Source organism: Streptomyces sp. NPDC093510 (genome assembly GCF_040683555.1).
GTDB lineage: Bacteria > Actinomycetota > Actinomycetes > Streptomycetales > Streptomycetaceae > Streptomyces.
Map to the genome: position 1 here is coordinate 148,906 of NZ_JBFBEE010000013.1, position 24,359 is coordinate 173,264.

The window sequence follows — 24,359 nt, forward strand, 5'->3', positions numbered from 1 at the left end:
GTGAAGGAGCTGCCGCGACGCGGTGAACCTGCCTGCACGCAGCGATGATTCGATGCGGCGGCCGCGACCGAGGGTCGCTCCGTCGATTGGATGTACGAGCTGTGAACGTGCTTTGATCCTGGCTCGCCGCGGAATTCGAATCCCCAGGTTCCGCGGAGTTGGAAACACCTATGCACCATTCATGAGAAGGGCAGCTCACACCATGAACAACGTCCCCCAGGTCGAGACCCTCGAGATTTCCGACGCCGACCTCGACAACGTCTCCGGTGGCCTCGTCGCCGGTGTCGCGAGCAACGTCACCAGCACCGTTGACTCCATCGCCCCCGTCTCGGGCGTCGTCTCCGGCGTCGTCGGCACGGTCGAGGGTGCCACCGGCCTCAACACCGGCGCCGTCACGGGCCTGGCCTCCGGCCTGACCGCCGGTCTCTGAGCCTTTCGCTCACTGACCCCGTGATGCGTGAGCCCCGGAACCTCTGGTTCCGGGGCTCACGGACGCCAGAGGCACAAACGCCGCGGACACATTCGCGACAGGCGCATTCGCCACAGGCACAGTAAGGGAAGCGTTCCGTGCAGTTCCGCCAACAGGCCCTGTCCAAGCTGCAGTCGCCGGAGGAACTCGACCTGCCGGTGCGCTACGCCCGCCCCCAGGGCCTGCTCGTCCTCGCCGTCACCCTCGTCGTGATGGCCGCCGCGAGCGTCTGGGCCGTCACCGGCTCCGTCTCCTCCACGCTCCGCGCACCCGGAATCCTCACGCACGGCCAGGGCAGCTACGTCCTGCAGAGCCCCGTCACCGGCCAGGTGACGCGCGTACTCGCCGAGGAGGGCAAGCGCCTCACCGCGGGCGCTCCCGTGCTCGAAGTCCGGACCGAACGGGGCGACAGGGCCGTGCGCGCGATCGCCGCCGGCCGCGTGACCGCGCTCACCGCCAGGATCGGCACCGTCGTCACCACCGGCGCCGACGTCGCGACCCTGGAGCGTGTGGCGGGCGCCGACGACCCGCTCCTCGCGATGCTCTACGTACCCGCCGACAGCGCGGCCACCGTCCCCGTCGGCGCGTCGGTGGATCTCACCGTCCAGTCCGTGCCCACCCAGGAGTACGGGACGCTGCGCGGCCGGGTGAAGGCGGTCGGGCGTGCCGCGCAGACCCGGCAGAAGATCACCGGGTTCCTCGGCGACAAGGAACTGGCCGGACAGTTCGCCAAGGACGGGCCGCCCGTGGCCGTCCTCGTACGGCTCGACAAGTCCGCGGGCACCAAGTCCGGCTACGCCTGGTCGACCGCCGACGGGCCGCCCTTCGCGCCCGCCTCCATGACCCCGGCCACCGGCGCCTTCCACCTCGCCGAGCAGCGCCCGATCGATTGGCTGCTTCCGTGACCGCACCGCTCCCCTCCCCCGCGCACCAGCAGCAGCTGCCTCCCCCGGGCGGTCGGCGCAGGCACCGCCCCGAACCCCCGCAGCGCGGCCGTCGCCGTGCGGCACCGCGCCCCGCCTCGAAGGGCAGGCGGCCGAAGACCGTCCGCACGCCCACCGTCCTGCAGATGGAAGCCGTGGAGTGCGGCGCCGCCGCGCTCGCCATGGTCCTCGCCCATCACGGACGGCACGTCCCCCTGGAGGAGCTGCGCATCGCGTGCGGCGTCTCCCGCGACGGCTCGCGGGCCAGCAACGTCCTGAAGGCGGCGCGCAGTTACGGCCTGACGGCCAAGGGCATGCAGATGGAGCCCGCCGCCCTCGCCGAGGTCAAGGCGCCCGCGATCCTCTTCTGGGAGTTCAACCACTACGTCGTGTACGACGGCGTGGGGCGCCGACTCGGCCGCCGGGGCGTATACATCAACGACCCGGACAAGGGCCGCCGCTTCGTGCCGTCGGAGGACTTCGACACCAGCTTCACCGGGGTCGTCCTGGTCCTCGAACCCGGGGACGGCTTCCGTCCGGGAGGCCGCAGGCCCGGCGTTATGAAGGCCCTCCCCGCGCGGCTGCGGGGCACCACGGGCACGATGCTCGCCGCGCTCCTGGCCAGCCTGCTGCTCGTCGCGGTCGGCGCGGCGCTGCCCGCGCTCAGCCGGACGTACATCGACCTGTTCCTGATAGGCCATCAGACCACCCTGCTCAGCGCGCTGTTCGCCTCAATGGGCGCGATGGTGGCGCTCACCGTCGTGCTGACCTGGCTGCAACAGGCCAACCTGCTGCGCGGCCGCATCATCTCCTCCACGCTCGGCAGCGCCCGCTTCTTCCGCCATCTGCTGCGCCTGCCCGTCACGTTCTACGCCCAGCGCAGCCCCGCCGACCTCGTGCAGCGCCTCGCCTCCAACGACGCGGTCGCCGAGACGCTGGCCCGCGACCTCACGGCCGCCGGGATCGACGGCATCGTCGTCCTCCTCTACGCGGCCCTGCTGTGGACGTACGATCCGCAGCTCACCCTCGTCGGCGTCGGCATCGCCCTGCTGAACGTCGTGGCCATGCGCGTCGTCATCCGGCTGCGCGCCACCGGCACCCAGAAACTGCGCGCCGACAGCGCCAAGCTCACCAACACCTCCTACACCGGCCTGCAGTTGATCGAGACGATGAAGGCCACCGGGGGCGAGAACGGCTACTTCAGGCGCTGGGCAGGCCAGCACGCCACCACCCTGGAGGAGCAGCAGCGCCTCGGAGTGCCGAGCGCCTGGCTCGGTGTCGTCGCGCCGACCCTCGCCACCCTGAACAGCGCGCTGATCCTGTGGATCGGCGGTCTGCGCGCCGTCGAGGGGCATCTGTCGATCGGGCTGCTCGTCGCCTTCCAGGCCCTCGTCACCCGCTTCACCGCGCCGATCACCCGGCTCAACGGCGTCGCGGGCCGCATCCAGGACTTCGCCGCCGACGTCGCCCGCCTCAAGGACGTCGAGAACTTCCCCGTAGACACGCTCTACTCCCGCCCCGAACCCGCCGCCAGCACGCGCCGCCTGAAGGGACACGTCACCCTCGACGACATCACCTTCGGCTACAGCCCTCTCGACAAGCCGCTCCTCACCGGCTTCTCGCTGTCGGTCGGGCCGGGGCAGCAGGTCGCGCTCGTCGGCGGCTCCGGCAGCGGCAAGTCGACCGTCTCCCGGCTGATATCGGGGCTCTACAGCCCGTGGGAGGGCACGATCCGCATCGACGGACAACGCCTGGAGGACATTCCGCGCGGCGCGCTCGCGGCCTCCGTCTCCTTCGTCGACCAGGACGTCTTCCTCTTCGAGGGCACGATCCGCGACAACGTCGCCCTGTGGGACCCCTCGATCCCCGACGACGCCGTCGTCGCCGCGCTGAAGGACGCCTGCCTGCACGAGGTCGTGGCCCGCAGGCCCGGCGGCATCCATGGCCGCGTGGAGCAGGACGGGCGGAACTTCTCCGGCGGACAGCGCCAGCGCCTGGAGATCGCGCGGGCCCTGGTCCGCCGCCCCAGCATCCTCGTCCTCGACGAGGTGACGAGCGCCCTGGACGCCGAGACCGAACAGGTCATCATCGACAACCTGCGCCGCCGCGGCTGTGCCTGCGTCGTCATCGCCCACCGGCTGAGCACCGTGCGCGACAGCGACGAGATCGTCGTGCTGGACCACGGCCGGATCGTGGAACGCGGGCGCCACGAACACCTCGTCGCCGCCGGCGGCCCCTACGCCGACCTGGTCAAGGAGCACTGAGGTGACTTCACCCCCTGAGCAGCACGCATACGACGCGGTGGGCGCCGCCTTCGGAGCGCTCGGCACCCCGGCCGACTGCACGGGTCTGCGCAGCATGCACCTGGAGGGTCCGCAGGTGCTGTGGTTCGTCGTGGCCGGCGCGCTCGACCTGTTCGCGGTCGACGCCGTGCAGCAGGGCCACTGGCACTACCTCGGCCGTCTCGAACCGGGCACGCTGCTCCTCGGCCCGGTCGAAGGCCCTCAGCACACCCTGGTCGGACGCCCCCTCCAGGGCTGCGAGCTGCGCCGCATCCCGCTGCGCGAGCTCTACCGACCCGACTACGGCGACACGTGGTCGTACGAACAGCAGTACCCCTCCCAGTACGACACACAGGACACGTCCCTGAGTCTGCTGGAGCACGCCTTCGCGCTCGGCATCGGACGCGGCCACCGGGTCCTGTTCGAGGCGCCGCTGGACGGCCGAACGGTCGGCGACGACGTGGTGGACGGGGTGGCCGACGACGACATCCTCTGGATGCCGGTCGCGCCGGGCAGTGTGCAGTACGGCTCCGCCTACAGCGCGGAGGCGGCCGGCGACCTGCTCGTGGACGCCTCGATGTGGCAGCGCATGGTCAACCAGCAGTACCGGCTGCTCGCCACCCTGGACCGCTGGATCGAACGCCTGGAGCGGGCCCATGAGGACCGCACGGCGGCCGGCATCAAGGCGGGCGAGAACGTCCGAGAGCAGGCCGACCGCACCCTGATCGCCTCCATCGGCCGCTCGGGCCGACGGGGTGCGCGCCGTACGGAGTCCCGTGGCGGTGACGACGCGACGTACGCCGCCTGCCGGCTGGTGGCGGAGGCGGCGGGCATCACGCTGTCGGGTGCCGCGGAGGGTGGCGCCGTGAGCGAGCGGATCGATCCGGTGGAGCAGGTCGCGGTGGCCTCGGGCATCCGCACCCGCACCGTCCGGCTCGACGGCCGCTGGTGGCGCGAGAACGCGGGCCCGCTGGTGGGGCACCGGGCCGCGAGCGGCGCGCCGGTCGCGCTGCTGTGGCGGCGCGGCCGCTACGAGTCGGTGCACCCCACGTCCGGGCGGCGCACCCGCGTCGACGAGGCCAACGCCGAAGAGTTCGAACCGCAGGCCGTCATGTTCTACCGGCCGCTCCCGGAGCGGCCGTTGACGCCGTGGCGGCTGTTCCTCTTCAGCCTGCGGGGCACCCGGGACGACGTGCGCAACCTGGTGCTCGCCGGTCTCGTGACGGTGCTGATCGGCGCGCTGGTGCCGGTCGCGACGGGGCAGGTGCTCGGCGTGTTCGTGCCGAACGGGGAGAAGAGCCTCATCGTCCAGGTCTCCCTGGCCGTCATGATCACCAGCATCGTCTCCGCGGCGTTCATGCTGCTCCAGAACCTCACCGTCCTGCGGATGGAGGGCCGCATGGAGAGCACGCTCCAGCCTGCGGTGTGGGACCGGCTGTTGCGGCTGCCCACGCGCTTCTTCGCGTCCCGCTCCACCGGCGAGCTGGCGAGCGCCGCGATGGGCGTCAGCGCGATCCGCCGGGTCCTGTCGGGGATCGGCCCGGTCGCTCTCCAAGCCGGTTCGGTCGGTGGGATGAACCTCGTCCTGCTGCTCGTCTACAGCGTCCCCCTCGCCCTGGCCGCCCTCGCGATGCTGGCCGTCATCGCCGCCGTGTTCCTCACGCTCGGCCTGTGGGAACTGCGCTGGCAGCGGCGTCTGGTGGAGCTCGGCAACAAGCTGAACAACCAGGCGTTCCAGAGCCTGCGCGGTCTGCCCAAGCTGCGGGTGGCCGGGGCGGAGAGCTTCGCGTACGCGGCCTGGGCCGGGGAGTTCGCGCGCAGCCGGGAGCTGCAGCGGCGGGCCGGCCGCATCAAGAACATCACGACGGTCCTGAACTCGGTCTATCTGCCGCTCTGCACGCTCGTCATGTTCGTTCTGCTCGCGGGCCCCGCCCGGGGCAGCCTGACCGCGGGTGAGTTCCTCACCTTCAGCACCGCCGTGACGATGCTCCTGACGTCCGTCACGCAGCTCACCGGCGCGCTGCTCTCGGCGGCCGCGGTGCTCCCGATGTTCGAGCAGGTCAAGCCGGTGCTCGACGAGGCGCCGGAGGTGCGCGCCGGGAGCACGCAGCCGGGCGAGCTCCAGGGCGGGATCGAGGCGCGCTCGCTGTCCTTCCGCTACACCGACGACGGCCCGCTGGTCCTGGACGACGTGTCCCTGGCGGTCCGGCCGGGTGAGTTCGTGGCCGTCGTCGGTCCGAGCGGCTGCGGCAAGTCGACGCTGCTGCGCCTCCTGATCGGCTTCGACGAGCCGGCCTCGGGCAGCGTGCTGTACGACGGCCAGGACCTGGCGGCGCTTGACCAGTCGGCGGTGCGCCGCCAGTGCGGTGTGGTCCTGCAGAACGCGCAGCCCGTCACCGGGTCGATCCTGGACTGCATCTGCGGTGCCGAGTCGTTCACGCAGGAGGAGGCGTGGGAGGCCGCCGCGATGGCGGGGCTCGCCGAGGACATCAAGCGCATGCCGATGGGCCTGCACACGATGATCTCCGGTGGCGGTGCGGTCTCCGGGGGGCAGCGGCAGCGCCTGATGATCGCCCAGGCGCTGATCCGCCGCCCGCGGATCCTCTTCTTCGACGAGGCGACGAGCGCCCTGGACAACGAGACTCAGCGGACCGTCATCGACAGCACCCGCGCCCTGAACGCCACCCGCGTCGTGATAGCCCACCGTCTCTCGACCGTCATGGACGCCGACCGGGTCGTCGTCATGGCGGAGGGCCGCATCGTCCAGCAGGGCCCGCCCTCCCAGCTGTTGGCCGATACGGGCGGGCGGCTGCACGAACTGGTGCGGCGCCAGCTGCGGTGAGAGTGTTCAGCGGCCCTCGCCGGGCGGTGTGCCGCAGCTCGGGCCGCCCGGCCCGTCGAACTGCACCGAACTGAAGAAGTCCTGGTACGTGGGGAAGAAGTTGCCCTTGCCGGTCGGGCCCGCGGAGGTCACGGCGGTACAGCCGGTGTACCCCGCGTCGGACCAGAGGTGGATGGTCGAGGAGGTGCGGTTCCAGTCCGACTTGGCCCGGTCGTGCATGCCGAGCGCCGCGAGATCCGGAGTGCCTGCCCTGAGCGTGATCATGTCCCCGGTCCCGTCGAGCCCCGAGAACATGCAGTAGTGGCCGTCGGGGCACCGGTCGTACCCGTCGGCCGCGTGCGCCGCGGAGACCGGCACCACGGTGGCGGCCGCGGCGGCCACCGCCACGAGCGGCATCAAGAGTCTCTTCCTCATCACGATTGCCTTCCGCGTGCAGATCCGCCTTGGGCGTCCAAGGCTTGTCGACCTGTTCGGCGAGCCGCCATCCCCCACACGAGGGACACCCGTGGGAGGTCCCCGGTCCGCCGCACGGGGCGAGGGACCGGAGACCTCGGGGGTCAGGAGCCGCCGCAGCCCGGCACCGTGGCCTGTGACGCGTCACGGATCAGTGCTTCGTGCGCCGCCTTCACTCGCTTCACGTCGGGCTTGACGACCTTGCGGTCGTAGGTGAGGAGACCGTTCAGCTCGCCCTCCACATCCGTGATCTGGGTGTAGACGGCGCCGTTGTTGCCCTTGCAGGCGAGCGCGCGCACCTCGTCGAGCTTGGCGATGTAGTCGTCCGTGTACGTCGCCGGGTCGACGTCGACGTAGCTCTGCTGGACGGCCCAGGCGTGGCCGGGCACCGCGAGTCCGAGGCCCCCGTACTCCCCGCTCACCAGGGCGCGTTCGCCGTCGGGCCGTGGTGGGAGCGCCGGGCTCGGGTAGCCGTGCTCGTCCATGATGTCGCCGGCGCCTCCGTCGGTCCCGAGGTTGAGGCCCGACTGGTTGTTGACCAGGCGGGTCGGGTCCCAGGTCTTCGCCTGCCGCGCGATGCGGCCCACGTCGTACTGGCCCCAGCCCTCGTTGAAGGTCACCCACATGATGATCGAGGGGCTGCTCGCGTGCTCGTCGATCATCTGCTTCATCTCGCGCTCGTACTGGGCGCGGGCTGCCGTGTCGGGGGTGCGGCCCGCGTCCATCGACGGCATGTCCTGCCAGACGAGGAGTCCCAGTTTGTCGGCCCAGTAGAACCAGCGGTCGGGCTCGACCTTGATGTGCTTGCGGACGGAGTTGAAGCCCATCTCCTTGTGCATCTTGAGGTCGTACGCGAGCGCCTCGTCGCTCGGCGCGGTGTGCAGGCCGTCCGGCCAGAAGCCCTGGTCGAGCGTGGCCATCAGGAAGACGGGCTTGCCGTTGAGGATGGTGCGCGGGGTGCCGTTCACCTTCTCGACGGCGATGGACCGCATGCCGAAGTAGCCGGTGACGCGGTCCGCGCCGACCCGCACCTTGAGGTCGTAGAGGAACGGGTCGTCCGGCGACCACAGGCGGGGGTCGGTGATCTCGAGGCGGAGCGGCTTCCCGGTGCGTCCGCTGACCTCCGCGACCTTCTTGCCGCGTTCGTACGCGGTGGCCCTGACCGGTACTCCGTCGCGCACGCCCCGTGCCTCGACGGTGACCTGCTCGTCCTGCACGTTCGGCGTGATCTTGAGGGAGTCCGCGTGGTCGGTGGCCACCGGCTCCATCCACACGGTCTGCCAGATGCCGGAGGACGGGGTGTACCAGATGCCGCTGGGGTCCAGGCGCTGCTTGCCGACGGGTGGATTCGCGCCGTCGTCGGCGTCGGTCGGGTCGTACACGCCGACGATCAGTTCCTGGGTGCGGCCCGGCTTCAGCGCGTCGGTGATGTCGGCGCTGAACTTGTCGTAGCCGCCCTTGTGTTCGGTGACCTTGCGGCCGTTGACGTACACCTCGGACTGCCAGTCGACGGCGCCGAAGTTGAGGTTGAGTCGCTTGCCTTCGCCGATGTCCCAGTTCTTGGGGACGGTGAAGGTGCGGCGGTACCACATCCTGTCCTCGTGCCGTTCGATGCCGGAGAGCTGGGACTCGACCGGGTAGGGGACGAGGATCTTCTCCTTGAGCTTCTTGCCGACCGGGGGCTTCTCGCCCGCGTCGGCGGCGGCGAACTGCCAGGAGCCGTTGAGGTTCTGCCAGTTGTCGCGCTTCAGCTGCGGTCGTGGGTACTCGCGGTGCGCGTTGCCGGGCGTGACGTCGTCGGCCCACTCGGTGCGCAGCTGGTACTCGGAGTGGTTGGGCCCGCTGCTCCAGAACTGGCCGACGGCGTCCCCGTCCGTGCCGTTCAGACCGCCCTTGCCGTCGTAGCGGATGTCGGCGAGGCCGGGGGCGTTGCCGCCCTTCTTGCCGACGACGGGTTCCTTCAGGCCGACGAGGAGGCTGCGGTCGTCGGTGGGGTCGGCCTTGACTGTGCCGAGGGGCCACTTGGCGCCGCCGATGACGGCGTCGAGGTGGTCGGCGAGTCCCGCCGGCGGGGCGGTGAGCTTCTGGGCGAAGTCGAGTTTGAGGCTGCGGCCGTCGCGGAGGACGGTGGCGGCGATGGCGCCGTCGTAGTCGAAGTCCTCGGGGATGCGGAGGGCGGACCGCGGGACCGGCTTCTTCTCGCCGCCCGGCGGGGTCCACTTCAGGCGCAGGTTGGAGCCGCCGTAGTGCTCGAAGTACTCGACCTTGATGTCGTGGGCCTTGCCCGCCGTCAACTCGACGGGGGCGGAGGTCTGTTCCTTGTCCCAGTCGTCCTGCCAGTGGTCGATGACGATCCTGCCGTCCACCCAGAGGCGGAAGCCGTTGTCGCCGATCATGGAGAAGGTGGTGGCGCCGGTCTTCTCGGGCACGATCCGGCCGGTCCAGCGGACGCTGACGTCGTCGGCCTGTCCGGTGGTGGCCTTGAGGCGGGGTTCGAGGTTGCCGAAGTCGATGTTCGGGTCGAGTCCGGTGGCCTTGAGCTCGTCGAAGTCGAAGGCTCCGGGGGCGGACTGGGTGAAGTACTCGCCCTTGAGTCCCTGGATCTCGACGGGTTCGTCGGCGGCGGTGGCGGCGGGGACCGAGGTGAGTCCGGCGACGCCGAGGGCCCCTGCGAGCAGCAGGGCGAGGTGCCGGCCGAGGTGTGCGGGGCGTCCGGGATGTCGTCTGAGGCGCACGGATCCTCCTTGGTGAGGAAGGGTGGCGGCTTGTCGCTGCAGTCGGTACAACGAGTCTGTACAACGTTGGAAGGAACGACCGTTGGCATGACAGCACGCGCTACGGCGCGCTGTCCAGGGTCATGACAAACGCCCCGGAGGCCGGGGCGTTCACCGACGCAGGGAGATCCAGTGCGGGTAAGCCTCAAGGACGTCGCGGAGCGCGCGGGCGTCTCGATCAAGACCGTCTCGAACGTGGTGAACAAGTATCAGCACGTCACCCCGGCGATGCGGGCCCGCGTACAGGAAGCCATCGACGAACTGGGCTACCGGCCGAACTTGACGGCACGTCACCTGCGCAAGGGGCGCACCGGAATCATCGCGCTCGCCGTCCCCGAACTGGGCAATCCGTACTTCGCCGAGCTCGCGGGCGCCGTCATCGACGCGGCGGCGGAGCACGACTTCACGGTGCTCCTCGACCACACCCGCGGCGACCGCGAGCAGGAGGTCCTGGTCAGCCAGGGCTTCCGGGCCCGGGTCATCGACGGTCTCATCCTCAGCCCGCTGGAGCTGGAGGCGGAGGACCTGCGCGCCCGCGAGGACGACGTGCCGCTGGTACTGCTCGGCGAGCGCCAGTACGACCTGAGCTACGACCACATCGCGATCGACAACATCGCCGCCAGCCGCACCGCGGTACGGCATCTCATCGGGCGCGGCCGCACCACCATCGCCTACCTGGGCGCCCGGACGGACTCCGCGAACCGCCCCGCCCACCTGCGCCTTCAGGGCTGGCGCGAGGAGCTGACGGCGGCCGGCATCCCCGCCCCGGAGAGTCTGGTGGGTCCGGTCGGCGGCTGGGACCGGTGGGACGGGGCGAAGGCCATGGCGCGGATGCTGGACGCGGGGGTGCGGCCCGACGCGGTGTTCGCGTACAACGACCTGGTGGCGATCGGTGCGATGCGGGTCCTGCACGAGCGGGGGCTGCGCGTGCCCTGGGACGTGGCGGTGGTGGGCTTCGACGACATAGCGGAGGGGCAGTTCGGGGCGGTCACGCTCACCACGGTGGCGCCGGACAAGCAGGCCATCGCGCGCCTCGCGGTCGAGTCGCTGCTCGGCAGCCTGGCGCATCCGGAACGGCCCGGCGGACGTGAACTCACCGCCGATTTCCGGCTGGTGGAACGGGAGAGCACCCTGGGTCGGCGCTGACCCGGGAAACCCGGGCCGCTGCGCGGAGGGTTTACAGCCCTCTTTCAACGATGTAAAAAGCTCCCCGTACCGCCGAGTTGACCGCAAGTGCCGTCTTTCCCGTGAGCGCTCTCAGTGCCGGGGCCGTGCCGTTTGGGGACTCCAATGAAGCCGACCACACTCCTCAGCCGTACCTCAGCAAGGACCCTCGCCGCCGCCGGTCTCGCCGCGAGCCTCGTGTTCGCCGCCGGCTGCGCGAAGTCCGAGGACGACGATTCCGGTGGCGACAGCGCCGCGTCGCAGAACCAGGGCGACGCCGGGCAGGAGGTCTCGTCGTCGGACGGGGATGGCGGCAAGACCTGCGCGATCGACGCCTACGGTGGGAAGAAGCTCGATCTGAAGACGGCCACCGTGGGCTTCTCCCAGTCGGAGAAGGAGGCCAACCCCTTCCGCATCGCGGAGACGGCCTCCATCAAGGCCGAGGCCGAGAAGCGCGGCGTGAAGCTCCTCACCGCCAACGCCCAGTCGCAGTTCTCCAAGCAGATCAGCGACGTCCAGGACCTCATCGCCAAGGGCGCCGACCTGCTCGTCATCGCGCCGCTCAACTCCGACGGCTGGGAGCCGGTGCTGCGCGCCGCGGGCGCCAAGCACATCCCGATCGTCACCGTCGACCGCAAGATCAACGCGACCGCCTGCAAGGACTACGTGAGCTTCATCGGCTCCGACTTCGTCGCGCAGGGCAGGCGCGCGGCGGACCGGATGATCGAGACGACCGGCGGCAAGGGCAAGATCGCGATCCTCCTGGGCGCCGCCGGCAACAACGTCACCACCGAGCGCACCAAGGGGTTCGAGGACAGGATCAAGGAGAAGGCCCCGGATCTCGAGATCGTCTTCAAGCAGACCGGCGAGTTCGCGCGGGAGAAAGGCCAGCAGGTCACCGAGCAGCTGATCCAGTCCAAGCCCGACATCACCGGGATCTACGCGGAGAACGACGAGATGGGCCTCGGCGCCGTGAACGCGCTCAAGGGCGCGGGCAAGAAGGCCGGCGACGTGAAGATCGTGACGATCGACGGCACGAAGGGCGCCGTGCGGGGCATCGTGGACGGCTGGATCGACGGCGTCATCGAGTCCAACCCCCGCTTCGGCCCGCTCGCCTTCAAGACGCTGGACGCGTTCACCAAGGGCGGGAAGGTCTCCCAGGACATCGTCATCAAGGACAACGCGTACACGAAGGACAACGCCAAGTCCGACCTGCGCAAGGCGTACTGACGTGCTGTCAGTGGCCGGTCTGACCAAGACGTTCCCGGGCGTGCGCGCCCTGGACGCGGTCGACTTCACCGCACGCGCCGGCGAGGTCCACGCGCTGATCGGCGAGAACGGCGCGGGCAAGTCCACCCTCATCAAGGTCCTGACGGGGGTGTACGAGCCGGACGCGGGCGACGTGACGTACGACGGCCGCCCGGTCCGGTTCGCCAGCCCTCTCGAAGCGCAGCACGCGGGCATCTCCACCATCTACCAGGAGGTCAACCTCGTCCCCCTGATGAGCGTGGCCCGCAACCTCTTCCTCGGCCGCGAACCCCGCGGACGGCTCGGCCTGATCGACTTCGCGCGGATGCGCCGCGAGGCCGACGAGGCACTGCGCGGGCTCGGCGTCCGCGTCGACGTCCGTCGCCCGCTGCGCGAACTCGGCCTCGGCGCGCAGCAGATGGTGGCGCTGGCCCGCGCCGTCTCGGTCGACGCGCGCGTCGTCGTGATGGACGAGCCGACGTCCTCCCTCGAACCCCGCGAGGTGCGGACCCTGTTCGGGGTGATCCGCATGCTGCGCGAGCGCGGCATCGCGGTGATCTACGTGAGCCACCGCCTGGACGAGCTGTACGAGGTGTGCGACGCCGTCACCGTGCTGCGCGACGGCAAGGTCGTGCACACGGGCGCCCTCGCCGACCTCGACAGGCTGCGGCTGGTCGCGCTGATGCTGGGCCGCGAGATCCGACACGTACAGGAAGAGGGGCTCACCCGGTTCACGGGGGCGCACGAGACGACGACCGAACCCGTCCTGGTGGCAGAGGAGTTGACCGCGCGGCACCGGCTCCACGGGGTGTCGGTCGCCATCCGGCCCGGGGAGGTGGTGGGCCTCGGCGGGCTGCTCGGCTCGGGCCGCAGCGAGACGGCGAAGGCCATCGCCGGGGCCCTGCCGACCGACTCCGGGAGCGTCGCGATCGGCGGCACCCGCATCCGCACGGGCTCCACGCCCGCCGCCATCCGCGCGGGCATCAGCCTCCTCCCTGAGGATCGCAAGGCGGAGGGCATCGTCCCCGGCCTCTCGGTCCGCGACAACATCGCACTGGCCGCGCTCCCCCGCCTCTCCCGCCTCGGCCTGGTGGACGAACGCGGCATCGACGCGATCGTGGACACCTTCATCGAACGCCTCCGCATCAAGGCGTCGAGCCCGCTCCAGAAGGTGGGCGAACTCTCCGGCGGCAACCAGCAGAAGGTGCTGCTCGCCCGCTGGCTGGCGATGCACCCCAAGGTGCTGCTGCTCGACGAGCCCACGCGCGGCATCGACATCGGCGCGAAAGCGGAAGTCCAGTCCCTCGTCGACGAGTTGGCGGCCGACGGCCTCGGCGTCCTCCTCATCTCCTCGGACATGGAGGAACTCATCGAGGGCTCGGACCGAGTGATCGTCCTCAAGGACGGCGCGGCCGTGGCGGAGCTCACCGGCACCGCGGTGACGGAGGAGAACCTCCTGCGCGCGATGGCTGCCGGCCCGTCCCCCGGCGCGCAGGTCCCGCACCCACGGAGCTCCCCATGACCGATCTCGCCCTCGGCCGCACGGTCACCGACCGCGACCGTCTCCTGCGTCTCCTCCAGAGCTACGGCGTCTACCTGGGCGTCGCCGTTCTCCTCCTCGTCAACATCCTCTTCACCCCGCACTTCGTGTCCGGCGAGAACTTCCGCACCCAGGCCGTGCAGGTCGCCCCCGTCCTCGTCGTGGCGCTCGGCATGGCGCTGGCCATCGGCAGTGAGGGCGTCGACCTGTCCGTCGGCTCGGTCATGGCGCTCTCCACCTCCCTCGTCTCGCTCTACCTCGGATACGGCATGTGGATCGCCCTGGCCGTGGCGCTGCTCGGCGGGATGGCGGTCGGCGCGGCCAACGGATCACTCGTCGCGTTCCTCGGGGTCCAGCCCATCGTGGCGACGCTCGCCCTGATGGTCGCCGGCCGGGGCCTCGCCCTGGTCCTCCTCCCCCAGCTCAAGGACGTACGCGACCCGACGATGGCGTCGCTCGGCTCCGGTGACGTGTTCGGCATCCCGTACCTGGTCCTGATCGCGGCGGCCCTCGCGCTGCTCGTCGCCTTCGTCGTGCGGCGCACCACGTTCGGCCGGCAGCTCCTGGCCATCGGCGACAGCCGCCCCGCCGCCCTCCTCGCGGGCCTGCCGGTGCGCCGCGTACTCATCGTCGTGTACATGGTCTGCGGCGCCCTCGCCGCGCTCGCCGGGGTCCTCGCGACCGCCCGCCTTTCCGCGAGCGATCCGACGTCGCTCGGCACTCTGATGGAGCTCTCCGCGATCACCGCGGTGGTCGTCGGCGGCACTCCGCTCAGCGGCGGCCGCATTCGGATCGGCGGCACCGTGGCGGGCGCCGTCCTCATCCAGTTGCTCACGGCCACGCTCATCAAGCACGACCTGCCGCCGTCGTGGACGCAGATCGCCCAGGCCGTGGTGATCGTCCTGGCGGTCTGCGCGGCACGCGAGAGGGGCAAGCGATGACCATCGACACAAAGAGTCCGACGGGGCCCATGGGCCAGGTCGTCCAGGAGGAGCAGGCCCTGGGTCCTTCCCGCTCCGAACGGCTGAGCGCGCTGGTCCAGCAGCACGGCGCGCTGGTCACGCTGGTCGTGGCGGTGCTCGTCGCGTCGCTGAGCTTCGACACCTTCCTGACCGGCGACAACCTGGAGAACATGGCGGTGTCCTCCGCGTTCCTCGCGGTGGTCGCGCTCGGCATGACGTTCGTCATCGTCACCGGCGGCATCGATCTGTCGGTCGGCTCGCTGTTCGCCCTCGGCGGCGTCCTCGCCGCTTGGGGGTCCCGGTACGGTACAGCCGTGGCGCTGCTCCTGCCGCTCGCGGTCTGCGGACTCATCGGCCTGGTCAACGGTCTGCTGATCGCCCGCGCACGGCTCGCGCCGTTCATCGTGACGCTCGCGGCGATGCTGGCGGCCCGCGGCATCCTCCTGTCGGTCACGGACGAGGGGTCGAAGACGTACCTCGTCGACAAGGACTCCTTCTTCGCGACGCTCGGGCAGGGCAAGGTGCTCGGCGTCGGCGCCCCGGTGTGGATCACGGTCGCGCTGTTCGTGGCGGGCGCGGTCGTGCTGCGCCGCACCCGGTTCGGTCAGTACGTGTACGCGGTCGGCGGGAACGAGGACGCGGCGGCGCTGATGGGCGCCCCCGTGGCCCGTACGAAGATCGCCGTCTACACGGTCTCCGGGCTCTGCGCGGGGCTCGCCGGGGCCCTCAACGCGGCCTGGCTGGTGTCCGGGGTGACGATTCTCGGTTCCGGCATGGAGCTGGAGGCGATCTCCGCGGTCGTCATCGGCGGCACGCTGCTCACCGGCGGGTTCGGCTTCATCAGCGGGTCGTTGGTGGGCGTGCTGCTCCTGAAGGTCATCCAGAACGTCATCAACCAGATCGGTTCGCTCGACTCCGCCTACCAACAGGTGGTCAGCGGCGCCTTCCTGGCGGTCGTGGTGATCGCGCAGACGTGGCTGGGACGCAGGCGCCGGGTGCTGTGAGCGGGGCCCTCACTCCGGCACCACCTGCCCTTTTCCGAGCGCGATCACCCCGCCCTTCGACACCGTGTACAGCTCCTCGTCGCGGTCCGGATTGACCCCGATCGTCGCTCCGGGCGGTACGTCGACGTTCTTGTCGAGGACGGCGCCGCGGACCACCGCGCCCCGCCCGATCCGTACGTTGTCGTGCAGCACGGAGCCCTGGACGACCGCGCCCTCCTCGATGGTCACGCCGGGCGAGAGGACGGAGCGGGTGACCTGGCCGCGGATGACGCAGCCGGGGCTGACGATCGACTCGCCCGCGATGCCGCCCGCGCAGAACTTGGCGGGCGGCAGGCCGTCGGAGTGGGTGTAGATGGGCCAGAGCCGGTTGTCCAGGTTGAAGACGGGGTGGTCGGAGATCAGGTCCATGTGGGCTTCGTAGTACGAGTCGAGGCTGCCGACGTCGCGCCAGTAGCCGTGGTCGCGCGGGGTCTCGCCGGGGACGTGGTTGCCGTCGAAGTCGTACACCTGGGCCATGCCGCGCTCGGTGAGCAACGGCAGGATGGAGCCGCCCATGTCGTGCGCCGAATCCTCGTTCTCGGCGTCCTGCTGGAGGGCGTCGACGAGCGTCTTGGTGGTGAACAGGTAGTTGCCCATGGAGGCGTAGACCTGGTTCGGAGCGCCGGGCAGGCCCGGCGGGTCGGTGGGCTTCTCCAGGAAGCTCTCCACCTTCGTGCCGTCGCGCGCGGGTGTGATGATGCCGAACGACGGTGCCTCGGCGCGCGGCACCCTGATCCCCGCGACGGTCACCGCGGCACCGTTCTCGATGTGCTGCGCGAGCATCTGCCGCGGATCCATGCGGTAGACGTGGTCGGCGCCGAACACGGCGATGTAGTCGGGCTGTTCGTCGTGGACGAGGTTGAGGGACTGCAGGATGGCGTCGGCGCTGCCCAGGTACCAGCGCGGGCCGAGGCGTTGCTGGGCGGGCACGGGCGTGACGTAGTTGCCGAGCAGGCTGGACATGCGCCAGGTCGTCGTCACGTGCCGGTCGAGTGAGTGCGACTTGTACTGCGTCAGGACGCAGATGCGCAGGATGTCGGCGTTGACGAGGTTGGAGAGCACGAAGTCGACGAGGCGGTAGGTGCCGCCGAACGTGACAGCCGGTTTGGCGCGGTCGGCGGTGAGCGGCATCAGCCGCTTTCCCTCCCCGCCGGCGAGCACGATTCCGAGCACCGAAGGTCCACCGCGCATCCCAGCCCCCTACTTGTCGGCTATCTGTCGGCGTGCAGGATCTCCTCGTACACCTCGACCGTGCGCCGTGCGACCGCGTCCCAGCCGAATTCACCGAGGGCGCGGTCGCGCCCGGCCGCGCCCATCGCCCCGGCCCTCTTCGGATCGGTGGCCAGTCTGTCCAGGAGCAGCCCGAGGTCGCGTTCGAAACCTTCCGGGTCGTCCTCGTCGTACGGGACGAGTACCCCCGTTCCGCCGTCCCGCACGACTTCCGGGATACCGCCGACCCGTGAGGCGACGACGGCCGTCCCGCACGCCATCGCCTCCAGGTTGACGATGCCCAGCGGCTCGTAGACGGAAGGACAGACGAACACCGCCGCATGCGTCAGGAGTTGGACGATCTCCTGTCGCGGCAGCATCTCGGGAATCCACTGGACTCCCGCCCGGGATGTGCTCAACTCCTCGAAAAGCGTGCGGAACTCGAAGTCGATCTCGGGTGTGTCCGGGGCTCCGGCGCACAGGACGAGCTGGACCTCGGGGTCCAACTTCCGTGCCGCGCGCAGCAGATGAGGGACGCCCTTCTGGCGGGTGATGCGCCCGACGAACAGGACGTACGGCCGCCCGAGGTCGATGCCGAGCCGTTCCGGGACGTCGGTGCCGGGGTCGGGCCTGTACAGGTCGGTGTCGATGCCGTTGTGCACGACGTGGACCTTCGCCGGGTCGACGTCCGGGTAGCAGGCGAGGATGTCCTCGCGCATCGCGCCGGACACCGCGATGACGGCGTCGGCGGCCTCGGCGGCGGTGCGCTCGGCCCAGCCGGACAGTGCGTATCCGCCGCCGAGCTGTTCGGCCTTCCAGGGGCGCAGCGGCTCCAGGGAGTGCGAGGTCATCACGTGCGGGATGCCGTGCAGCAGCTTGCCGAGGTGACCCGCGAGGCTCGCGTACCAGGTGTGGGAGTGGATGAGCTCGCGGTCGGCGAGCGCCGCCGCCATGGACAGGTCCACGGAGAAGGTGCGCAGCGCGTCGTTGGCCCCGTCGAGCGCGGGCCACGCGTGGTGTCGCACGAGGCCGTCGGCCGCGCCCTCCCCCCAGCAGTGCACGTCGAGGTCCGTGAGGGAGCGCAACTCCCGTGCGAGGAACTCGACATGGACGCCGGCTCCGCCGTAGACGTCCGGTGGATACTCCCGGGTGAGCAGCCCCACCTTCACGTAGCACCCTCCAATTCCGTCCGAGTCCGTCCGATGCCGGCCGCGCCACCTCATGGTCACCCAGACGCGGCGCCGGGGGAAGACCGCTGCGGCGGGCGGTCGAAGCAGCAGTCGCCGCACAGCCCGCCGCTCGGGCACCGGTAGTAGAGGCAGCAGCTGCGGCGCCGGAACGCCGTGCCCCGCAGAGTGCCGGTGCCACGCAGGTCGGGGTGGTCGAAGAGCTCGGCGGCCAGGCCGAGGGCCCGTTCCCCGACGTCCTCGCGCCCCGAACGCTCCGCCCAGCCGTGCAGTTCGCGCGCCGCGCCCGCCAGCGCGGACCCCGCGTTGCCCCACAGCAGTGCGGCGGAGATCCGGTACCGGGCGCGCAACGCGTCGGCCAGCGGCGCGAGATGGCCGTACTGCACGACGTCCCGTACGGTCGCGGCGTCGCCCGGCAGCGGTCGTACGCCGGTCAGCCACAGGTCGTCGGGCGAGGTGCCGTCGGCGTCCCAGCCGAGCAGCCGGGCGTCGAGGTCGGGCACCCGGCCGTACAGCGCGGCGGAGCCGAGCGCCACGGACCAGAGCCGGGCCGCGAGCCCCAGCTGGGCCACGGACACCGCGATGCGGTCCTCCGGGGCGCCGAGCCGGCCCGCGACCTTGGTGACGCGAAAACCGATCGGATCACCGGATTCCGGTGGTGCGTACACCTCCGTGAGCGGACGGACGCCGGGGTGGTGCGCCGGGCTCACGCGCAGGGCGAAGAATCCGCCGACGGAGCCGAGTTCTGCCAGGTCAATGAGGGTGGTCACGACAGAAGTACAGCAAGTCCCGCGGCGCCGTCCGACCCTGGGGTGCCTCTGGGAGTCACTCTGCGCGCCCATGCGGTAACCCCTCCTGGGGAGGACATGGGAAACGTAGTACTCCATCGGCAGTAGGACCAATTGCCTGCTCAGGTACGACGACTTAAAGGGATTCCCGCGTCATCGTTGTCAGTATGGAAGCAGACCGTTCGCCCGACCGGGATCGCCGGACGCACCGCACCCCGCGGAGCACATCATGAGTGCTCTGGCGCTTGCCGTGGTGCTGTCCCTCGTCTCAGCCGTGGCGTACGCCGGCGGGGCGATCCTTCAGGAGCGCGTGGCCGCGACGACGCCGGACCAGCGGTACGCCCCGCTGCGCCGGGGCGCCTGGTGGACCGCGATCGCCCTGAACGGCCTTGGCGCGCTGCTGCACGTGGTGGCGCTCGCCTACGGCCCGCTCAGCCTGGTCCAGCCGCTGGGCGCGCTGACCATCGTCTTCGCCCTGCCGATGGCGGCCGTTCTCGTACGCCGCCGGGCCGGGGCCACCGCCTGGCGGGGCGCGCTCATGGCGACGGTGGGGCTCGCCGGGCTCCTGTCGCTCACTTCGTCGTCCGACTCGCAGACGCTGGCCGACGCGGAGCGCGTCACGCTCGGTCTGGTCACGGGCGGCGGTGTGGTCGCGCTGATGGTGGCGGCGCACGCCGTGCACCGGCACCCGGTGGTGCGCAGCGTTCTCCTCGCCTGTGGGGCGGGCGCGGCGTTCGGTATCGCCTCGGTGTTCACGAAGACGGTCGCGGTGGACTGGGACCGCGACGTCGCGCTCATCGAGCAGCTCCCGACGCTCGGGGCGATCGCGGTGCTCGCGGCGGCCGGTCTGCTGCTGTCGCAGGCCTCGTACCGGGGCGCGGGGCTCGCGGCTCCGCTGTCGACGGTGACCGTCGTGAACCCTGTGGTCGCGGCGGCGGTCGGCCTGAGCCTCTTCGGAGAATCCTTCCGTCACGGCGCCACGGGCACCGTTCTGGCGCTGGGCAGCGGTGTCGTGGCCGCGTGCGGTCTGATCCTGCTCACGACCGAGCGGATCGCGCGGGAGGCGACCGTGACCGTCGCCGAGGGGCGTCCTGTGGCGCAGGGCTGCCCGTCCGCGGCGCGACCCGAGTCCGCCTCCGACGCGTCCGACGAGGCGGACGGCGGCCCCGGTCCGTGTCCCGCCGCCGACGCGCTGCCCGCGGTGCCCTCGCAGCAGCCGACGGTGGCCCACCGGCGGACCCGCCCGCGGCAGCCGAGGCGCCGCGAGCGGATGGTGTCCTGACGGCTCTTCTTCAGATGCGTACGCTCAGATGCGTATGCTCAGATATGTACGCTCAGATGCGTACGCCGCGTGCCCGCAGGTAGGCGAGCGGGTCGATGTCGGAACCGAAACCGGGCCCCGTCCGCACCTCGAAGTGCAGATGCGGGCCCGTGCTGTTTCCGGTGGACCCTGACCGGGCGATGCGCTGACCGGCGCCGACCTGCTGGCCCGCCTTCACGGAAAGCGCCGACAGGTGCCCGTACTGGCTGTACTTCCCGTCGGTGTGGCGGATGACCACCTGGTAGCCGTAGCTGCCGCCCCAGCCCGCGGAGACGACCCGGCCGGCCGCGACGGCCTTCACGGACGTCCCGGTGGGCACGGCGAAGTCGACGCCCGTGTGGTAGCCCTTCGACCAGGAGCTGCCCGCGGCCCGGTAGGGGGTGCTGGGCGAGGCGGCGACGGGGGCCGAGGCGCCGGACGTGGCCCTCTCCGCCTGCGGTGCGGCGGCGCGGGGGGCGCGCTGCTTCTCGCGCTGCTTCTCGGCGGCGGCCTTTTCGGCGGCCTTCTTCTCCGCAGCCTTCTTCTCCGCGGCCTGCTTCTCCGCCGCCTGCTTCTCCGCCGCCTGCTTCTTCTCTGCGGCCTTCTGCCGGGTGCGCTGGTCGGCCGCCCGGTCCTTGTCCCGCTCTTGGGCGCGCTCCTTGGTGGCGCCGCCGCCCCGGCCGTGGACGGAGAGCCGCTGGCCGGGGGTGATCAGGTCGGGGTCGCCGCCGATGACGCGCCGGTTGGCGTCGTACAGCTGCTGCCAGCCGCCCCGGACCCGGCGTTCCTCGGCGATGCCCGAGAGGGTGTCGCCATGGATCACGGTGTACATCTCGGCGCTGCCCGCGGCGGACTGCGGGGTCACCTCGGGCTTGACGTCCTTGACGTCGCGTCCGGGCCGCTCCGGCTTGCCCGAAGCCTTGGAGGAAGCCTTGGACGGGGCCTTGGACGGGGCTTTGGCCGGGGTGACGTCGGGCGGCGTGCCGCCGCCCCGGGTGAGCCCGGCCTTCGCCGAGCACACCGGCCAGGCGCCGGGCCCCTGCGCGTCGAGGACCTTCTCGGCTACGGCTATCTGCTGGTCCTTGGTGGCACGGTCGGCGCGCGTGGCGTAGGCCGTGCCGCCGTACGCCTCCCAGGTGGACTGCTTGAACTGGAGGCCGCCGTAGAAGCCGTTGCCGGTGTTGATGCTCCAGTTGTTGCCGGACTCGCAGGCCGCCACCTTGTTCCAGGTGTCGGCGTCGGCCGCGCCCGCGGTGCCCACGACGGTCAGCGGGAGCGCCATGCCCGCGCCGCCCGCCGTGACGGTCAGCGACGCACGGTTGATGCGGTTCGGCTGGTACCGGCGGTGCCGGCCGCGTACGGCCATTGGGAGCCCCCTCGGACACACGTCATCACGGATTGCGCACAGCGGACACACGACAAGCCCGCAAGTTAGCGGGTTGACCAATCCGTGACAAGAGCGCGGCGTGGAGGGGGCGTTGCACCCGTCAGCCCCTCAAGTACTGCTGAAGCCACCTGAGTTGCACACCTTGCTGGTAGGGGCCGCCGCCCTCGTGATCGTTGAAGGGGTACACCTCCATCGAACGCTCGCTTCCCGCATACGCGTTAAAGGCGGCGAAGACCGTCGACGGCGGGCAGGTCTGGTCCTGAAGGGCCGCGGAGAAGAGGGCGGGCGCCCGCCCTCGCGCGGCGAAGTGCACTCCGTCGAAGTACGACAGGGTCTGGAAGACACGCTCCTGGCCGCCCCTGCGGGCCTTCAGATAGGACGCGATCTCGCTGTACGGAGGCATGTCCGTGAGGGTCGTCGCGCGCGGGAAGTCACAGAGGAAGGGCACGTCGGGTGTGATGGCGGCCAGGTCCGGCACGAGCCCGCCAACGGCGATGGCGAGGCCGCCGCCCTGGCTGACCCCGAGCGCGGCGACCCGGGAGGCGTCCACGAGCGGATGGGCGCGGGCCGCCTCGACGGCCCGCACCGCGTCGACGTACAGGCGCCGGTAGTAGTAGTCGTGCGGGTCCTCGATGCCGCGGGTCATGTACCCGGGGTACGCGGGTCCGCTCCCCACCGGGTCGGGGGTGTCCCCCTGCGCCCACCCGGCGCTGCCCTGCCCGCGGGTGTCCATCACGAAGTGGGCGAACCCGGCCGCGGCCCAGAGCAGGTGCATGTGGGGAAGCCCGCGGCCACCCCCGTACCCGATGTACTCCACAACGGCGGGCACCGGCCCCTCTTCCACGGCCCGGGCGGGCAGAACCAGCCACCCCTTGACGGGATGGCCCCCGAACCCGGCGTACGTCACGTCGAAGACCCGCACCCCGGTCAACGGCAACTCCACCACCTCGAACCGCGCGTCCAGCTCATGCCCACGCGCCTCCAGCAACGTCTTCTCCCAGAAGGCGTCGAAGTCGTCGGGCTCGGGCAAGTCAGGTCGGTAACGGCGCAGTTCTTCGAGGGGCAGATCGAACTGTGGCACGGGCGACTCCTCCTGAGATCACGGGCCGATGGCCTGGAAGGGTCACGCTATGCCAGCCGATCTGTACTCGACAGGGAGTATTTCCGGCGGGGTTCGCTTGGGTGGGGGGGCCGCGGGTGGAGCGGAGGCCGGCGGGTCGGGTGGAGGCGGGGCCGGGCCCTGGCTCGGGCGCGGGCGGTCTTGTGGGGGCGGGGCCGGGCTCTGGCTCGGGCGCGGGTGGGTCGTGCGGAGGCGGGCCGACCTTGCGGAGGCGGGGGCCAGGACCCGGCTCGGGCGCGGGTGGGGCGAGGCCCCGGGCAGGCCCGATGCCTGGGCCGGGGGGGGCGCAGGCCGACCGACGGCCCACGCCCCCCGCACTCACGACATCGGCCCCGGCTGCGGCTCAGGCGCCGGGTCCGGGCCCGGCGGCTGGGGGATCGGGGACGGCGGCGGTTCCGGACTGGGCCGGGGCTCGGGGCTCGGCACGGGGTCCGGGTTCGGGAAGGGCCTCCCCGGCTCCGTCGGCGGCACGGGGTCAGGGTCCGGGAACGGCCTGACCGGCCCCGGCTTGGGTGCGGGATCGGGGAACGGTTGACTCATTGCTCTCCTCCAGCCAGTGGTACGCCAGCGGCTCCTCCCCGCGTACCCGACACCCCCGCACCCAAGCCTTCCACGGTTCCGCACACCCTGCCCGCGGCAACCGCCACCCGGGTCCACCGCGCCACGACGGGCCCGGTCGCCCCCCCTCGCCCCTCCGGACTCACCATCCGGGTCCGCCCCCGGCGCCGACCGGCGCGACGGCCGTCGGGCAACGCCACCCCCGAACCCGTCGGCCCGCGACCACCGCCATCGCCACTGCCACCGCCACCGCCACTGGGGTCAGCCGACCCGAAACGGAGCGACCGTCACCCTGCCCTGCTCAGCCACCGCGCGGGCAGCACGGCCGACAGCCGGCTCCGCGCCACTCCACGACCGGGCCCCACCCGCGACGGACGCAGCAGGGCCCTCCGCCCCGCTACCGCGAGGCCAACGCGGCTGCCGCGGCGAGTCCCGGGCGAGGGCTGGACAGGACGGGCACCCGGCCCCCGGGAAGTAGCTCCTCCGCTCCTGCCATGGAGGCCTGCGCCAGCACAATCGCGTCGGCGTCCCGCACCTCGCGCACCGCGCGGGCCACGCCCTCCGCATAGCCGTCCGCATCCCCCGCCTCGAACCGCGCCCACACGCCCTCGACCACCTCGGCGCGCACCGACACGTCCCGCCCGGCGCGCCGGGCCTCTTCCTGGACCAGCGCCGAGGTCGGCCCCACCGTGGAGGCGACCGTGGCGAGCACGACGACCCGGGGCCCCGCGGCGACGGCCGCGGCCGCCATGGGCCGGTCGACCCGGACCACGGGGACCCCCACGCCGGCGCCCACGGCCTCGGCGACGCCGCCGATGGTGGAGCAGGTGCACAGCACGGCGGAGGCCCCGCCCCCGGCAGCCCGCACGAGGGCGGCGCGCACGTCGGAGGCGACCGCGTCCGGCCCCTTCTGCCGCGCACGCGCCAGCAGATCCTCCACCACGTGATGGCGCAGCCCGAGCCCCGGGTGTTCGGCGTCGCGCAGCGCGTCGAACACGGGCACGTGAACGGGTGACGTGTGCAGGAGCCCCAGCGTCACGGGCCTCCGGGCCCGATCGTCACGGATACCGGAACCGTTCATCGCCTCTCCTCACCACGGGGCCGTCGCCC

The 24,359-nt window shown here is 71.4% G+C and carries 18 protein-coding genes; 10 read left to right on the forward strand and 8 right to left on the reverse strand.

What is annotated here, in order from left to right:
- Positions 1-202: 202 nt before the first annotated feature.
- The 4 genes from AB0N81_RS22075 (at position 203) to AB0N81_RS22090 (ending at position 6,516) form a co-directional block, all read left to right on the forward strand.
- On the forward strand, positions 203-430 hold the full coding sequence (locus AB0N81_RS22075; RefSeq protein WP_365361090.1) for a type A2 lantipeptide: 228 nt from the start codon (positions 203-205) through the stop codon (positions 428-430).
- Positions 431-567: 137 nt separating this feature from the next.
- On the forward strand, positions 568-1,374 hold the full coding sequence (locus tag AB0N81_RS22080; protein WP_365360816.1) for an HlyD family efflux transporter periplasmic adaptor subunit: 807 nt from the start codon (positions 568-570) through the stop codon (positions 1,372-1,374).
- 35 nt (positions 1,375-1,409) lie between these two features.
- Complete coding sequence (locus AB0N81_RS22085; protein ID WP_365361092.1) at positions 1,410-3,656, forward strand: NHLP family bacteriocin export ABC transporter peptidase/permease/ATPase subunit; 2,247 nt, start codon at positions 1,410-1,412, stop codon at positions 3,654-3,656.
- Position 3,657: 1 nt separating this feature from the next.
- Positions 3,658-6,516: an NHLP bacteriocin export ABC transporter permease/ATPase subunit gene (locus tag AB0N81_RS22090; protein WP_365360818.1), complete on the forward strand. Its 2,859-nt coding sequence runs from the start codon at positions 3,658-3,660 to the stop codon at positions 6,514-6,516.
- A 6-nt stretch (positions 6,517-6,522) separates the two neighbouring features.
- Here the strand turns inward: AB0N81_RS22090 and AB0N81_RS22095 are convergent, their stop codons facing one another.
- Together AB0N81_RS22095 and AB0N81_RS22100 are read right to left on the reverse strand one after the other, a co-directional pair.
- Positions 6,523-6,930, reverse strand: coding sequence for a peptidase inhibitor family I36 protein (locus tag AB0N81_RS22095; protein WP_365360820.1), 408 nt, complete (start codon positions 6,928-6,930; stop codon positions 6,523-6,525).
- 143 nt (positions 6,931-7,073) lie between these two features.
- Positions 7,074-9,704: a PA14 domain-containing protein gene (locus AB0N81_RS22100; protein ID WP_365360822.1), complete on the reverse strand. Its 2,631-nt coding sequence runs from the start codon at positions 9,702-9,704 to the stop codon at positions 7,074-7,076.
- A 171-nt stretch (positions 9,705-9,875) separates the two neighbouring features.
- Between AB0N81_RS22100 and AB0N81_RS22105 the strand changes: the two genes are divergently transcribed.
- The 5 genes from AB0N81_RS22105 to AB0N81_RS22125 all read left to right on the forward strand — a co-directional run bounded on the left by AB0N81_RS22105 (position 9,876) and on the right by AB0N81_RS22125 (position 15,661).
- Positions 9,876-10,889: a LacI family DNA-binding transcriptional regulator gene (locus AB0N81_RS22105; RefSeq protein ID WP_365360824.1), complete on the forward strand. Its 1,014-nt coding sequence runs from the start codon at positions 9,876-9,878 to the stop codon at positions 10,887-10,889.
- 144 nt (positions 10,890-11,033) lie between these two features.
- Positions 11,034-12,137: an ABC transporter substrate-binding protein gene (locus AB0N81_RS22110; protein WP_365360826.1), complete on the forward strand. Its 1,104-nt coding sequence runs from the start codon at positions 11,034-11,036 to the stop codon at positions 12,135-12,137.
- A 1-nt stretch (position 12,138) separates the two neighbouring features.
- On the forward strand, positions 12,139-13,677 hold the full coding sequence (locus tag AB0N81_RS22115; RefSeq protein ID WP_365360828.1) for a sugar ABC transporter ATP-binding protein: 1,539 nt from the start codon (positions 12,139-12,141) through the stop codon (positions 13,675-13,677).
- Complete coding sequence (locus tag AB0N81_RS22120; RefSeq protein WP_365360830.1) at positions 13,674-14,636, forward strand: ABC transporter permease; 963 nt, start codon at positions 13,674-13,676, stop codon at positions 14,634-14,636. Before AB0N81_RS22115 ends, AB0N81_RS22120 begins: the two co-directional genes overlap by 4 nt.
- Before the next feature lie 29 nt (positions 14,637-14,665).
- Positions 14,666-15,661, forward strand: a complete 996-nt coding sequence (locus tag AB0N81_RS22125) for an ABC transporter permease (protein WP_365361094.1) — start codon at positions 14,666-14,668, stop codon at positions 15,659-15,661.
- A 9-nt stretch (positions 15,662-15,670) separates the two neighbouring features.
- Here the strand turns inward: AB0N81_RS22125 and glgC are convergent, their stop codons facing one another.
- The 3 genes from glgC to AB0N81_RS22140 are packed head-to-tail and all read right to left on the reverse strand — an operon-like array spanning position 15,671 to position 18,866.
- Complete coding sequence (glgC, locus tag AB0N81_RS22130; RefSeq protein WP_365360832.1) at positions 15,671-16,891, reverse strand: glucose-1-phosphate adenylyltransferase; 1,221 nt, start codon at positions 16,889-16,891, stop codon at positions 15,671-15,673.
- Between the two features lie 20 nt (positions 16,892-16,911).
- Positions 16,912-18,078: a glycogen synthase gene (gene glgA, locus AB0N81_RS22135; RefSeq protein WP_365360834.1), complete on the reverse strand. Its 1,167-nt coding sequence runs from the start codon at positions 18,076-18,078 to the stop codon at positions 16,912-16,914.
- Between the two features lie 56 nt (positions 18,079-18,134).
- Positions 18,135-18,866, reverse strand: coding sequence for an IucA/IucC family C-terminal-domain containing protein (locus AB0N81_RS22140; RefSeq protein ID WP_365360836.1), 732 nt, complete (start codon positions 18,864-18,866; stop codon positions 18,135-18,137).
- Between the two features lie 247 nt (positions 18,867-19,113).
- Here AB0N81_RS22140 and AB0N81_RS22145 point away from each other — a divergent pair, with 247 nt between their 5' ends.
- Positions 19,114-20,166: a DMT family transporter gene (locus tag AB0N81_RS22145; RefSeq protein WP_365360838.1), complete on the forward strand. Its 1,053-nt coding sequence runs from the start codon at positions 19,114-19,116 to the stop codon at positions 20,164-20,166.
- Positions 20,167-20,218: 52 nt separating this feature from the next.
- Here AB0N81_RS22145 and AB0N81_RS22150 read toward each other — a convergent pair whose 3' ends face one another.
- The 3 genes from AB0N81_RS22150 to AB0N81_RS22160 form a co-directional block, all read right to left on the reverse strand.
- Entirely contained in the window at positions 20,219-21,550 is a 1,332-nt protein-coding gene (locus tag AB0N81_RS22150; protein ID WP_365360840.1) for a transglycosylase family protein, read from the reverse strand.
- Between the two features lie 121 nt (positions 21,551-21,671).
- On the reverse strand, positions 21,672-22,652 hold the full coding sequence (locus AB0N81_RS22155; protein ID WP_365360842.1) for an acetylxylan esterase: 981 nt from the start codon (positions 22,650-22,652) through the stop codon (positions 21,672-21,674).
- A gap of 994 nt (positions 22,653-23,646) precedes the next feature.
- Positions 23,647-24,330, reverse strand: a complete 684-nt coding sequence (locus tag AB0N81_RS22160; RefSeq protein WP_365360844.1) for an aspartate/glutamate racemase family protein — start codon at positions 24,328-24,330, stop codon at positions 23,647-23,649.
- Positions 24,331-24,359: the final 29 nt, after the last annotated feature.